The sequence below is a fragment of the Lysobacter changpingensis genome (assembly GCF_017308985.1).
In the GTDB taxonomy this organism is placed as follows: domain Bacteria; phylum Pseudomonadota; class Gammaproteobacteria; order Xanthomonadales; family Xanthomonadaceae; genus Lysobacter_J; species Lysobacter_J changpingensis.
On the sequence record NZ_JADWPE010000002.1, the window covers coordinates 125,046 to 140,178 of the forward strand.

At 70.0% G+C, this 15,133-nt stretch carries 4 protein-coding genes; all 4 read right to left on the minus strand.

Features of this window, described 5'->3' with window-relative positions; all coding sequences use genetic code 11:
* Positions 1 to 2: 2 nt before the first annotated feature.
* From I4U41_RS02270 to I4U41_RS02285, 4 genes are read right to left on the minus strand one after another with little or no spacing between them, the layout of a single operon-like run.
* Positions 3 to 908, minus strand: coding sequence for a serine aminopeptidase domain-containing protein (locus tag I4U41_RS02270; RefSeq protein ID WP_206859393.1), 906 nt, complete (start codon positions 906 to 908; stop codon positions 3 to 5).
* Complete coding sequence (locus I4U41_RS02275) at positions 905 to 1,714, minus strand: hypothetical protein (RefSeq protein WP_206859394.1); 810 nt, start codon at positions 1,712 to 1,714, stop codon at positions 905 to 907. Before I4U41_RS02275 ends, I4U41_RS02270 begins: the two co-directional genes overlap by 4 nt.
* The gene (locus I4U41_RS02280) at positions 1,711 to 7,830 is read right to left on the minus strand and encodes a non-ribosomal peptide synthetase (RefSeq protein WP_206859395.1); all 6,120 of its coding nucleotides are present in this window, start codon (positions 7,828 to 7,830) and stop codon (positions 1,711 to 1,713) included. The genes I4U41_RS02275 and I4U41_RS02280 overlap by 4 nt, the downstream gene beginning before the upstream one ends.
* Complete coding sequence (locus tag I4U41_RS02285; RefSeq protein ID WP_242524970.1) at positions 7,827 to 15,080, minus strand: polyketide synthase; 7,254 nt, start codon at positions 15,078 to 15,080, stop codon at positions 7,827 to 7,829. The genes I4U41_RS02280 and I4U41_RS02285 overlap by 4 nt, the downstream gene beginning before the upstream one ends.
* Between the last annotated feature and the right edge of the window lie 53 nt (positions 15,081 to 15,133).

Sequence of the window (15,133 nt, forward strand, 5' to 3'; positions counted from 1 at the left end):
GGTCAGGGCGTCCCCGCGTCGCCGAACTGTTCGCGCATCCAGGCCGCGATGCGCGCGAGCAGCACGCGGCGATGCTTGCGCAGGTAGAAGGTGTGGTCGTACTCGCGCCAGAATTCCAGGCTCACCTGTTTCTCCTGCGCGGCGCGACCGAGGCTCGCGGGCAACTGCGCGCGATGGTTGAAGTAGTGATAGGCGCCGCCGGTGAAGACGAACAGCAGCCGCGTGTCGCGCGCGACCATGTCGGCGACCATGCGCTGCGCCTGCGCGCGCGCGGGCCAGTCGCGGAAATCCGACAGCGAAGGGCGTGGATTGCGGCGCGACATGAGGAAGCGCAGCACCTTGCCGAAATCCAGCAGCCGCGGCAGTGCATGCCGCACCCAGAAGCCGGGCGTGGGATACGCGACGCCGTCGAGCAGGATCGCGCCGGCCACGCGCGGATCGACCGCGCCCACGTGGAAGGCATCGTCCGCACCCGAGCACAGGCCGCACAGCACGAAGCGTTCGGCGCCCGCCTCCTGTGCGAGCAGGCGCATCGCCGCGTCGGTTTCGCGGTGGCGACGTTCGCCGGACGCCTTGCCCGGCAGCTCGCTGTCGCCCAGCCCCGACTGATCGAAGCGCAGAACCGCGAAGCCCTGCGCCGCGAGCATGCGCGCGATGTCGACGTGTGCGCGGAACGGGCCGGTGTGGCGCGTGAGGCCGGCGTTGAGCAGCAACACGCCGATCTTCGATGCGACGCCGTCCGGGCGCGTGATCACGCCGACGAGGCCATCGCCGAAGCGATGCGCCGTTTCGATGCAGGCGTCCTGCGCGGGTCCAGGCGTGCGTTCGCGCGTGGGCGCGGGCGCGGATTCCAGGCGCGCTTCGGGCACGCGCGCGTCGAGTCGTTTCTGGTTGAATTGCAGGTTCACCACGGCACCTGTCCGGTCATGCGCTGCGCGAGCTGGGCCACGGCGCGGCGCGGGAACACCTGGCCGCCGAAGCGCGACGGCACGCTCCATTCCGGGCGCTCGCCTTCGTCGAGCAGCACCGCCTCCACCGCCACGCCACCGGCGCGCTGCTCGCGCGCGAAGCGGTCCAGTTCCTCGTCCATCTCCCACACCGCCATGCGCACGCGGCTTCCGTGCGGCAGGCGCAGCTGCGCGGCGTCGAGCGCCGCGAGCGCATCCAGCAACGCATCGCTCACGCCGAAGCCGAGCAGCTCGCCGCCGTCGGATTCGTGCACCACGCCGACGTAACGGCCGCTTTCGTGCACCTGCTGGCGATGCTGTTCCCTCCACGACGCGACGAGCCTGTCGCCGTCGAGCTGCGGATCCCACAGCACGACATCGACTGGATCGACGCGCCGCTCCAGCGCGGCCAGCAGCGGAAGCGCCGCACTGCGCAGCGCGAGGAACTGCACCTGCGACACTTCGCCGCGACGCATCGCCTCCACGCTCGCGCGATCGAGATCATCGAGCATGCCCGACAGGCTCAGCTCGGCGTCCTGCCCGGCGGAATCACCGGTGCCGTACCAGTCAAACGTGAGCGCCGGAATGCCGTACTGCCCCACCGTCTGCGCGAGCGACCACAGCGCACGATGACTGCGGATGCCGTCCTGCAGCAGCGGTGCGCACAGCAGCAGCGCGTGCTTCGACGCAGGCTCCGCGTCGTCGCGCGCGTGCAGCAGGCCGAACAGGCTGCGGCCCGGCGCACCGAAGAAGAACGGCGCGCTCATTCCACCGCTCCCGGCGTGCGCAGCAGGCGCTTCATGCTGCGCGCCATGCGCGCGCCGACGCCGCCGCGTTCCTCCGGGACGATGTGCGACGGCAGGTCCGCGGCGATCTGCACGAGATTCGTCGCGGCCAGGCGCATCAACTGGATGCGCACGCCGGTGTCCTTCGCGACGCGGCTTGACATCTGCACGGCGAGCATGGAGTTGCCGCCCAGGTCGAAGAAGTTGTCCTGCGGCCCGACGTCCACGCCGAGCAGTTCCTTCCACAGTCCGCGCAGGTACGTCGCGCGCGGATCGTCGTCGGCGACCGTGTCGTCGTATCGCTTCGCACGCGCTTGGGCCGGAGTGGTCTCCGCGCCATCGACGGACGCGGCCCCGCCCTGCGCGCGCAGGATCGCCGCGCTGAGCTTCGCCACCAGCGACGGCGATTCGATCATGCCGCGGTGATCGCCGGGCACCGGCACGACCTCCACCGCACCGCACATCGCTTCCCAGCCGAGCTTCGGCTTCGCGCTCAGTTCCGGCGGCTGGTTTTCCGCGCGGAACAGCACGATCGCCCCCGCGTACGGCTTCACGATGTACTGCACGTACGCGCGCATGTGGGTGGCTTCCAGTTCGGCATAGCGCACGCTGTGCGGCAGCGCCTCGCCCGCATCGCGCGCCTGTTGCGCCTGCTGGCGCAGCTTCGACGCCTGCAGGCGGCCGTTGACGACGCCGCCGATCGTCGCAATGCGCTCGCCCAGCGTTTGCCCCTGCATGCGACGATGCAGCCGCTGCACGCGTCCGGTGAATCCACGCTGCGCCTGCGCGCGATAGCGGATGCCGAATTCCGCCGACGTGTCGATCAGCCCCAGCATGCCGACGGTTTCGCCCGCCGCCATCAGTTGCTGCGCCATCTCGAAGGCGATGATGCCGCCCATCGAACCGCCCGCCAGGTGGTACGGACCGTGCGGCTGCACGCTGCGGATCTCGCGCACGTAGCGTTCGGCCATCGCCTCCACGCGTTCCAGCGGCGCCGTGCGGCCGTCGAGCCCCAGCGCCTGAAGACCGTAGACGGGAATGCCCGCGGGCATCGCGTCGGCGAGCGGACGGTAGTTCAGCACGTTGCCGCCGACCGCATGCACGAGGAACAGCGGCGCCGCGTCGCCCTGCGGACGGATCGGCACCAGCGGCGCCCACGGGTCCGGGCGCGCGCCGTCGGCCTGCACGTCGGCATCGTTCTTCGCGCGGTGATACTCGCGCGCGAGCGCACGCACGGTGCGCGCGGAGAGCAGCGTCGCCAGCGGCAGGTTCACGCCGGTCTGGCGGTTGAAACGGTGGAACATCTGCACCGCCTGCAGCGAATGCCCGCCCAGCGCGAAGAAATCGTCGTCCGCGCCGATGTCCGGCTTGCGCAGCAGGTCGCGCCAGATCTCGAGCAGTTGTTCGCCCAGTGCGTCGAGCGGCTCGTACAATTCGGCGTCGATGGTCGCCGGGGTTTCCGCGGCAAGTGGTTCGGCCTCGATGCTGCGTCCGAAGCACAGCGGCTGGCCGTCGTCGAACCGGGTGATCTGCTCCAGCGTCAGCGACGGATCGCGCCCCAGCGCCTTCAGCACGGCGACGTAGCGATCGCGCAGCAGCGCCGCGGTTTCGTCGAGGAAGATGTCCGCGTTGTAGATGAAGCCGCCCGACAGGCCCGTGTCCTGTTCGACGAACCACAGGCCGAGGTCCTGCGTCGATGCCGTCTGGAACACCGGATAGCGCTCGTGCGTGAGCGGACCCCATTCGCACATGCGCTGGCGGATGTCCTGGAACGAGAACAGCGCGTGGTACAGCACGGCGCCGCCTTCGCGACTGCGCACGCTCAACTCGCGCACCAGGTCCTCCAGGCGGACGTCCGGATGCGCGAAGCTGTCGAGCACCACGTCCTTCACCTGCTTCACCGCCTGCGCGAAGGTCATCGACGGATCGATCTCCATGCGCAGTGGCAACAGGCTGGTGAAATACCCCATCAGGTTCTCCACCTCGGCCGTGTTGCGCCCGCGCACCGGCGTGCCGACGATCAGCTCGCGCAGGTTCGAGGTACGGCTGATCAGCGCGAAATATGCGGTGAGCAGCACCATGTACAGCGTGGCGTCGACCTTGCGCGCGGTGTCGTGCAGCGCCGCGGTCACGTCGTTGCCGACGGTGATGCGATGCGTGACGCCGCGCCCCGACATGCCCGGGCGACGCGGCATGTCGGTGGGCAGCGCTTCGATCGCGTGGCCGGCGCCGCCGAGGCGCTCGCGCCAGAACGCCAGCTGCTTCGCGTACTCCGGCCCCTGCAGCCACTCGCGATGCCACGCGGAGAAATCGGCGTAGGTCACCGGCAGTTCCGGCAGCTTCGGCTCGCGCTGCTCCAGCTGCGCGGCGTAAAGCTCGGCCATGTCGGTGTACATCAGGTCGAACGACCAGCCGTCCCAGATCAGGTGGTGCGTCATGAAGAACCACACGTGCTCTTCCGGCCCAAGGCGGAACAGGCGCGAGCGGATCAGCGGCGCACGGTCCAGTTCGAACGGCGTCTGGATCAGTGCATCCATCAGCCGCGACACTTCCGCTTCGCGTTCGTCCTTCGGCAGATGGCTCACGTCGACGACGTCGGTGATATCGACGTCGACCGCGTCGTGCACGATCTGCATCGGCTCGCCATCGACCAGGCCGATCGTCGTGCGCAGCACGCTCTGGCGCTGGATCATCGCGTTGAGCGCGGCCTGGAACGCATCCAGCTGCAACGGCCCGCGCAGGCGATGCGCGCTCGGCGTGTTGTAGGTGATCTGGCCGGGATTGAACTGTTCGAGCAGGTACAGGCGCTCCTGCATCACCGACATCGGACCGCGCGTGCGATCTTCCAGCGGCTTGATCGGCTCGCGCTTCGGCGCGGCTTCGCCGTCGATGCCCTGCACCATGCGCGCAAGCTTGGCGACGGTCGGCCCGTCGAACAGCGCACGCAGCGACAGTGCGATGCCCAGCTCCTTGTTGATGCGCGAAGTCAGCTGCGCGGCGAGCAGCGAGTGCCCGCCGAGCGAGAAGAAATCATCGTCCACGCCGACTTCCGCGAGGCCGAGCACCTTCGCCATGGCGTCGGCGATGGTGCGCTCCAGCGCGTTGCGCGGCGCCACGCGTTCGCCGGCGAGCTTCGCGGTGAGGTCCGGCGCCGGCAGCGACTTGCGGTCGATCTTGCCGTTGGGCAGCAGCGGGATCGCGTCGAGGAACAGGATGTGCTGCGGGATCATGTAATCGGGCAGCGAGCCTTTGAGGTACGACGCGAGCGCGGCTTCGTCCAGCGAGGACGCACCTTCGCCCACCACGTACGCCACCAGCCGCACGTCGCCCGGACGATCCTCGCGCGCGACCACCACCGCACGCGCGACCTGCGCATGCGCCGCCAGCAGCGCTTCGATCTCGCCCAGCTCGATGCGGTAGCCGCGCACCTTCACCTGGAAATCCAGGCGTCCCTGGTGTTCGAGCACGCCATCCGGGCGCCAGCGCCCGCGATCGCCCGTGCGATACAGCAGCGCGCCGCTCGAGCCCGCGAAAGGATCGGGCACGAAACGTTCGGACGTGAGTTCGGGTCGGTTGAGATACCCCAGCGTCACACCATCGCCGCCGATCCAGATCTCGCCCGGCACGCCGAGCGGGCACAGCTCGCCGCGCGGATCGAGGATCCACACCTGCGTGTTGTCGATCGGCCGCCCGATATGGATGTCGGACGCATCCAGCACGCGCGAGCACGTCGACCACACCGTCGTTTCGGTCGGGCCGTACACGTTCCACAGCGAACCGCAGCGCGTGAGCAGCTGTGTCGCCAGATCCGGCGGCAGCGCTTCGCCGCCGCAGAGGATCTTGAAGTCCGCATCGCCCTGCCACTCCGCATCGAGCAGCAAACGCCACGACGCCGGCGTCGCCTGCATCACGGTCGCGCCGCTGCTGGCGATGAGCGCCTTCAGCGCGACGCCATCGGCGGCGGTCACGCGATCGGCGAGCACGACGCGCGCGCCGACCGACAGCGGCAGCAGCAGTTCAAGCACGGCGATGTCGAACGAAAGCGTGGTCACCGCGACCAGGCGATCGTCCGCGCCCAGGCCCGGTTCCTTCGCCATGCTCGACAGGAAATTGCTGACCGCGCGATGCGGCACCTGCACGCCCTTCGGGCGGCCGGTCGAACCGGAGGTGTAGATGACGTAGGCGATCGATTCCGGCTCCGCTGCGCCTGCGTCGCGACCGATGCGCGAATGCGGCAGCGTGGCGAGTTCATCGTCCAGCGTGTCGAGCGACAACACCGGACGGCCGCGCAGGTCGAAGTTGCCTGCGTGTTTGCTTGTCGTCAGCAGCGCGGCCAGGCCCGCGTCGCCGGCCATGTAGCCCAGGCGTTCGGCGGGGAAATTCGGGTCCAGCGGCACGTAACCCGCGCCCGCCTTCAGCACGCCGAGCAGGCCGGCGAGCATGTCCACGCCGCGATCGAGCACCAGCCCCACCAGCGAACCGCGATGCACGCCGCGCTTTCGTAGCAAGTGCGCGATGCGGTTGGCGCGAGCTTCCAGTTCGTCGTAGCGCACGTGCGCGCCGTCGAACTCGACGGCGATGCGATCGGGCGTGCGGTCGCACTGGCGTTCGAACGCCTCGTGCATGCGGCATTCGCGGTCGAACGCCACCGGCGCGGGCTGCAACGCCTGGAGTTCCGCGCGCGCGCTTTCGGACACGACCGACAGCCGCCCGAACGGAAGGTCCGGCCGCGCGACGGCTTCGCGCAACAGCGTCTCGTACGCGGCGAGCCAGCGGCGGATCGTCGCGTTGTCGAACAGGTCGGTGTTGTACTGGCATTCCAGCCGCATGCCGCCCTGCACCTGCACCGCGTTGACGAACAGTTCGAAGTTCTCGTAACTGCGCGGATTGGTGATCAGGCGCATGCCCAGGCCGTGGAAGCCGGTGCTTTCCTGGTCCATCGCCTGGTCGATGTTGAACATCACGCTGCACAGCGGCAGGCGCGCGGGATCGCGCTGCAACGGCAGCTTCTTCAGCAGCGTGCCGAAGGTGTAGCGCTGGTGTTCGATCGCGTCGAGCAGCGTCGACTGCGCGCCGCCCAGTGCCTGTTCGAACGGCTGCGCGTGGTCCAGCTCGAACCGCAGCGGCAGCAGGTTCACGCAATGGCCGACGAGATGGTCGTGGCCATCGACCGACTGGCCGGCGGCCGGAATCCCGATCACCACGTCGTTCTGCGCGGTCAGGCGCGACAGCAGGCCGGCGAAACCGGCGAGCAGGGTCGCGAACAGGCTCGCGCCCTGGCGCGCGCCGAGGCGGCGCACGGCGGCGACGAGATCGTTGTCGAGCAGATGATCCTCGCGGATCGACGGGAACGTGCGACGCGACGGACGCGTGCGATCGGTCGGAAGGTCGAGCACCGGTCCGCCGTCGGCGAAGCGTCCGAGCCAGTACGCCTCGTCGGCCCGGTACGTCGCGCCGTGCGGATGTTCGGCTTCGGCCAGCGCGTAATCGGCGAACGATTCGGCCGGCGGCAGCGTCTGCGACGCATGACCCCGCGCCTGCGAGTACAGCGCGCCGAGCTCGCGCACGATCACCCACCACGACCAGCCGTCGCACACGATGTGGTGCGCGGTGAGCACGAGGTGGTGGTGATCGTCGGACAGACGCAGCAGCTGCGCGCGGAACAGCACGCCATGGTCGAGATCGAACGGCGTTTCCACCGCCTCGCGCGCGTGCGCGGCGATGCGCGCGTCGCGCGCGGCGTCTTCCAGCGCGGAGAGGTCGGTCAGCGACAGTTCGATGGCGCGTTCGTCGGCCACGCACAGCGTCTTGCCGTCGGGACCGAAGTTCGCGCGCAGGATGTCGTGGCGCGCGACCAGGCCGCGCAGCGCCTCGCGCAGCGCGTCGGCGTCGAGCGGGCCGCGGAAATCCAGCGAGATCGACTCGTTGTACGCCAGCGACGCATCGCGACCGAGCTGGTCGGCGAGCCACACTTCGCGCTGCGGTTCGGTCGTCGGCGCGACGCGCGCCAGCGGGCCGTCGGCGAACGGGTCGTAATCGACGGCGGTATCGGCGCCGCCGGCCTTGTCCCGGCTCCTGTCGAACATGGCTGCATTCATGCGCTCACCTTCATGTACCGGCCGGGCTGCTCCGGATTGGGCACGAACCACGCCGGCGTGCCGTCCGGTTCGCGGCCCAGGCGCGCGCCGGGCACGACGGGCCTGCTGGCGTCCATCACCGTCTTCGGCGTCGCCGCGCGTCGCGGCAGCAGTTCCATGTCCTGCAGTTCGGCGACCGCTTCCTTGAACGCCGTAGCGATGCGCGCGATGTCCTCATCGCTGTGCGCGGTGGTGATGAAACACGGGAAGTTGTCGAGGATGTGGATGCCGCGCATGCGCATCGACGCGAACAGCAGGTCCTGCAGCGGGTGCGCCTCGTGCCAGTGCGTCTTCCACGCGGAGGCGTACTGCTTCACCGACACCGGCGCGCCAACGTCGGCGCAGAACGCGTTGATGTCCGCGGCGAGCGCTTCGGTCTTCGCGTTCAGGCGCTTCTGCAGTTCGCCGCCATCGGCCTTGAAGTGCTCCAGCACCGCCTTCGCCGCAACCAGCGCGAGCGGATGGCGCACGAACGTGCCGGCGAAGTACGTCACGCCGACGGTGGGCACCGAATCGTCGCCGTACTGCCAGTGGCCGCCATCCAGCGCATCCATGTACTCGCGCTTGCCGGCGATCACGCCGATGGGGAAGCCGCCGCCGACGACCTTGCCGTAGGTCGCGATGTCGGCCTTGATGCCGAAGATCGCCTGCACGCCGCCCGGGTTGGAGCGGAAGCCGGTGACCACTTCGTCGAAGATCAGCAGCGCGCCGTTGTCCTGCGTGAGCTGGCGCAGTTCCTTGAGGAAGTCGACCGGACGGAAGTCCAGGCGGCGGCTCTGCACGGGTTCGACGAGCACCGCGGCGATCTCGTGGATGCGCGACTTGATGATCTCCATCGCCTCGGGCGTGCCGTAATCGAGCACGAGCACGTTCTCGGCGGTGTTGCGCAGGATGCCCGGCGCCGCCGGCACGGCGCGCAGCGACTTGGTGCCGCGCACGATCACTTCATCGACGATGCCGTGGTACGACCCGGTGAACAGCACCACCGTGCTGCGCGCGGTGATCGTGCGTGCGATGCGCAGCGCGCCGAGCACGGCTTCGGAACCGGTGTTGCACAGTGCGGCGCGATCGTGCCCGGTGAGTTCGCACACCAGCTGCGCGACTTCGCCGGCGACCGGGTGCTGCGGGCCGATCTCGTACCCCTTGTCGAGCTGTTCGCGCACGGCATCGAGCACGAAGTCCGGCTGCCAGCCGAACAGGCTCATGCCGAAGCCGTTGAGCGCGTCGACGTATTCGTTGCCGTCGATGTCGATGACGCGGGAACCTTTGGAACGTTCGACGACGATCTGGTAGACGATCTCCTTCGTCAGCGGACGGAAGCCATTGACGACGCGTGGATCGGCGAGCTGCGAACGGTTGGCCTGCGTGTATTCCTTCGACTTGCGCGTGCGCGCGACGTAGCGGTCCATGAATGCATCGAGCTTGGCCTTCTGCTGCGGCGACAGGTCGGTATCGACGTGGTTCTCGATGCGCGCGATCGCGCCGAAGGCCTTCTTCACGTCGTACTTCTGCTGCACGGCGCCGGTGTCTTCCTCGCCTTCGACGGCCGGCTTCTGCACCGGCGCGGCTGCGGTGGGCGCGGCGACGGCGGGTGCGGCGGCGACGGGCGCAGGTACGGCGATCGGAGCAGTGGCCACGGGAGCGACTGCGCCGCCCGACAGCAACGCCAGCTGCTGCGCCATCAGCTGCATCTGCTGGGCGATCACCTGGCGGGTGAAGTCGTTGCCGCCTTCCAGCGCGGGCAGCGCGACGGGCGCGACCGCAACCGGCGAAAGGGCCATCGGCGCGGCAGTCGCCGCCTGCACGGGCGCCGGCGCGGGGTCGGCGGGCAGCGTCGCGTCGAGCATGCCGGCCAGGCGATCCAGGCTGCTGCAATCGCCCATCAGCTGGCGGAAGTTCACCGGTACCTCGAAGGTCTTCTGCAACTGCACCGCGACCTGCGTCAGCATCAGGCTGTCCAGGCCCAGTTCGATGAAGTTGGTGTCCGCGTCGGCGTCGCTCATGTCGAAGCCGGCGATGTTCTCGAACAGGCCGCGCAATTGCCCGACCAGGCGTTCGCGACGGCCGGGAGCGGGCACGGCGGGGACGGCGGCGGCGGCGGGCAGGGACTGCGGCATGACGGTCTCCAGTACGGTGTTGGTTCGTGCGGCGGTGGCGACCGCCGGGTGCGGGACGACGTTGCCCGGGCTCGCGGCAACCGCCTCCACCCAATAACGTTGTCTCTCGAACGGATAGGTCGGCAGGCGCAGGCGATGGCGGATCGCGCGCGTGTCGAACGCGGCCGGATCGATCGCCGCGCCCTGGCTCCAGAGCCGGCCGGCTGCGTCGACGAGGTCGCGGCGCTCGCTCGCGGGGTTGTCCGACAGGCTGGCGACGGTGGCGATGCGCTGCTTCTGCACGGCCGGCTGCTGGCGCGCGAGCGCGTTCAGCGTGCCGCGCGGGCCCACTTCCAGCAGCACGCGCGAGGGATCCTCGACCAGCGCCTGCAACGCGCCGGAGAAACGCACCGCCTCGCGCAGGTGGCGCGCCCAGTGGTCGGGCGACGTCGCTTCGTCGTCGCGCAGCGGCGCGCCGGTGACGGTGGACACGATGGGCCGCGTCGGCGGACCGAGGCTCACCGCCGCGACGGCCTCGCGGAACGGCGCGACCACCGGCTCCATCATCGTCGAGTGGAACGCGTGCGACGTCCGCAGCGCACGACAGGCGATCCCCTCGCCTTCCAGCTGCGCCTGGAACGCGGCTACCGCGTCCGACGGCCCGGCGACCACGCAGGCCAGCGGCGAGTTCTCCGCCGCGAGCGAGAGCGCCTGCGGCAGGCGTTCGCGCACGGCGTCGGCCGGCAGGCGGATCGACAGCATCGAACCGGCCGGCTGCGCCTGCATCAACGCACCCCGGCGCGCGATGAGGTGCAGCGCATCGCGCAGTTCGAACACGCCGGCCAGGGTCGCGGCGACGAACTCGCCGATGCTGTGGCCGATCATGGCGACGGGCTCGATGCCGCGCGCCATCCACAGCTTCGCCAGCGCGTATTCGATGACGAACGTCGCCGGCTGCATGATCGAGGTCGGCAGCAAGGCCTCGGGGTCTTCCGCGAACAGGCGCTCGCGGAGATCGAAGCCGAGGTCGGCGCGCAGCAGCTTCGCGCATTCGTCCAGCGCGTCGCGGAACACGGGCTCGGCTTCGTACAGGCTGCGCCCCATGCCGGGGTACGTCGCGCCCTGCCCCGGGAACATGAAGACGACGCCGGCCGCGCGGGCCGGCCGGCTGCGCGCGGCGTCGGCCTGCGTGTCGGGCGCGCGCAGGGTTTCGATCGCGGACGGCACGTCGTCGGCCGCAATGGCGATGCGATGCGCGAATGCCTTGCGCCCGACCGCGAGCGTCCACGCCACGTCGGCGAGGTTCGCATCGCGATGCGCGTCGAGGTGATCGGCCAGCCGGTTCACGGCCGCGCCCAGCGCCGCCGGCGTGCGCGCGGACAGCACCAGCAGCTGCGGGCCTTCGGCTTCGCCGGACTCGGGCAGCGGCGGCGCTTCCTCCAGCACGGCGTGCGCGTTGGTTCCGCCGAGGCCGAACGAACTCACGCCCGCGCGGCGCGGTGCGTCGCCGTCGCGTTCCCATGCGCTCATGCGCGCGTTGACGACGAACGGCGTGCTGGCGAAATCGATGGTCGGGTTCGGCGACTCGAAATGGATGCTCGCCGGGATGCGCTTCTCGTGCAGCGAGAGCGCGGTCTTGATCACGCCCGCCGCACCGGCCGCGGTCACCATGTGGCCGACGTTGCTCTTGAGCGAACCGATGCGGCAGAAGCCGCTGTCCTGCGTACCGCGACGGAACGCGCGGGTGAGGCCCTCGATCTCGATCGGATCGCCCAGCGGCGTCGCCGTGCCATGCGCTTCGACGTAGCTGATGCTGCGCGGATCGACGCCGGCCTTGTCGTGCGCGAGCGCGACCACCGCGGCCTGGCCTTCGCTGCTCGGCGCGGTGAAGCTGGCGCGATTGGCGCCGTCGTTGTTGAGCGCGCTGCCACGGATCACGGCGTACACGGGATTGCCGTCGGCGATCGCATCCGACAATCGCTTCAGCAGCACCACCGCTGCGCCATCGCCGAACACCGTGCCCTTCGCGTTCGCGTCGAATGTGCGCGTGTGGCCGTCGGGCGAGAGCATCGAACCTTCCTGGTACAGGTAACCGCTGCGCGGCGGGCACGTCACCGCGATGCCACCCGCGAGCGCCATGTCGCACAGGCCGGCCTGCAGGCTTTCCACCGCCTGCGCGATCGCGACCAGCGACGTCGAGCACGCCGAGTGCACCGCCACCGCCGGGCCGGTGAGGTTGAGCTTGTGCGCCACGCGCGTGGCGATGTAGTCCTTCTCGTTGCCGAGCATCACCTGCAACGCGCCGACGCGGCTCACCAGGTCCGGATGCGCGGACACGTGGCGCTGGAAGTAGGTGGCGTTGTTCATTCCCGCGAAGACGCCGGTGACGCCGGCGGCGTCCGGCGCATGGCCGCCGCGTTCCAGGCATTCCCAGCACAGCTCCAGGAAGATGCGCTGCTGCGGATCCATCAGCTCCGCCTCGCGCGGGCCGATGCCGAAGAACGCCGCGTCGAACAGCTCGACGTTGTCGATCACGCCGCGCGCGGCGACGTAGGCCGGATCGTTGCGTTCGCTCGCATTGACGGCCGGATCGAGCTCGTCGATGCGGAACTTGGTGATCGAATCGCGGCCTTCGCAGAGGTTGTTCCAGAAGCCTTCGACGTCGTCCGCGCCGGGGAAACGCCCGGCCATCGCGACGATGGCGATGGGCTCGCGCGCATCCACCGTGCGGCGGGTCGGCGCATGCGTGGCCTGCCCGCCTTCCAGCACGATCGCGAGCCGCGCCGGCGTCGGGTGCTGGAAGATCGTCGGCGCCGCCACGCGCGGACCGCTGCCGTCGGCCTGCCAGCCTTCCACGCGGATCTGCTCGGCCAGGCGCACGGCGAGCAGCGAGCTGCCGCCGAGTTCGAAGAAGTTGTCGTCGCGGCCCACGCCCTCGACGTCGAGCAGCGCGCCGAACGCATCGCACAATCGGCGCTCGAGCGATGTCGCCGGCTCGGCGAAGTCGACGGTGAGTTCCGGACGGCGGCGATCCGGCGCGGGCAAGGCCCGTCGGTCGATCTTGCCGTTGACCGTGCGCGGCAGTTCGTCCAGCCGCACGTAACGCGTCGGCACCATGTACGGCGGCAGCGCGGCGGCCAAATGCGCGCGCAGCTGCGGCGCGTGGGCTTCGATGCCGGATTCGACGTAGTACGCGACCAGGCGCTTTTCGCCGGGGAAATCCGCGCGCGCGACGACGATGGACGAAGCGACGGACGGATGCCGCGCGAGCACGGCTTCGACCTCGGTCAGCTCGATGCGGTGCCCGCGGATCTTCACCTGCGCATCGGTGCGGCCGACGAACTCGATCAGCCCATCCTCGCGCAGGCGCACCTGGTCGCCCGTGCGATACAGCACGTCGCCTTCGATGAAGGGATTGGGCACGAAGCGCTCCGCATTGAGCTCCGGCCGCGCGAGATAGCCGCGCGCGACGCCGACGCCGCCCACGCACAACTCGCCGATCACGCCCGTCGGCAGCAGCTGCAGGCGACGGTTGAGCACGTACGCGCTGGTGTCCTGCAGCGGACGGCCGATCGGGATCGTCGCCGCATCGGCCGGCAGGTCGCGCGGAATCGGATGCGAGGTGCACATGATCGTGCACTCGGTCGGGCCGTAGCCGTTGTGCAGGCGCAGCGCCGGCGCGGCGGCCTGCATGCGGCGGATGTGATCGACCGACAGCGCTTCGCCGCCGACGATCAGATCGCGCATCCCGGCCAGGATCATCGCGTCCTCGTCGACCACGGCGTTGAACAGCGCGACGGCCATGATCCCTGCGTTGACGTCGTGCCGCGCGATGGTTTCGCGCAGGCGCGCCGCGGTCGGCGCCACTTCATCGTGCACCACGATCGTGCCGCCGTTGAACAGCGCGCCCCAGATCTCGAGCCCGGAAATGTCGAAGCCCAGCGGCGCCTGGTGCAGCAGGCGGGTGCCGGTGTCGAGGGCGACGTAATCGACGCCGTGCAGTCGGCGGACCAGCGAGCGGTGGCGGATCTCCACCCCCTTCGGCACGCCGGTGGAGCCGGAGGTGAAGAGCACGTACGCGAGCGAATCGCCGTCGATGGCGGGTTCGCCGTCGAACGGGGCATCGTCGCCGTGCACGTTCACGCGCGCGGCATCGCGCGGCATCGCGGCGGCTTCGATCGCGGGATCGACGACCAGCACGCGCACGCGCGCGTTGTCGATCATGAAGGCGACGCGGTCGGCTGGCAGCGCAAGGTCCAGCGGCAGGTACGCGGCGCCGGCCTTGATCACGCCGAGCAGTGCGACCACGGCGTCGAGGGAGCGTGGCAGCGCGACGCCGACGATGTCCCCGGCGACGACGCCCGCCTCGCGCAGGCGCGTGGCGAGCGAGGCGGCGCGGCGGTCGAGTTCGGCGTAGGTGATGGCGGCATCGCGATGGACGACGGCGGTGTTCTGCGGCCACGCCGCGAGTGCCTGCGCGAAGCAGGCGTGCACGGTTTCGTGCTGCGTGCGGGCGGGCGGCGCGAGGGCCCAGTCGTCGATCTGGTGCGAGCGGTCGGCGGCATCCGGAGTGCCGATCCTCGAAAGCGGCGATGCGGGGTCGGATGCGAGCGTCGCGAGTGCGCGGACGGTCGCATCGCCGAGCAGCACGATGGCTTCGCGCGACAGCGGGTCGCGGAACGTGACGTGCAGCTGCGCTCCGTCGATGCGCCAGGACGAGGCGGCGAACGCGGGCGCGTCGTCGGCCTCCGGCACGCACCACGCGCACGGCTGCGGGGCGTCGATCGCATCGGCCGTGTCGATCGCGGTCGCAAGGCGACCCGCATCGATGCCGTCGATGGCGATGCGCAGCTGCCGCCACGCGTTGCCGCGCTTCACCGTCGCCACGATTTCACCCGCGCCCGACAGCCATGCATCCACCGAGGCGAGCGCGGCGACGAGCATCGTGCGCGCATCGCGCGATGCGCCGGCCACGTCGTCCGGAAGCGTGAGGACGAGCGGCTGCGTGGCGCCATCGGTTGCGCCGGCGTGCTGCGGAAGCACGTCGAGCAGCGGCGAATCGATGGCCGGCGTCGCGCCGCGAATGTCCTGTGCCGCTTCAGCCCGGGTACCCATGCACCTGCTCCTCTCCAATGCGGACGGCGCGCGGCGCCGTCGGCAACGATCAC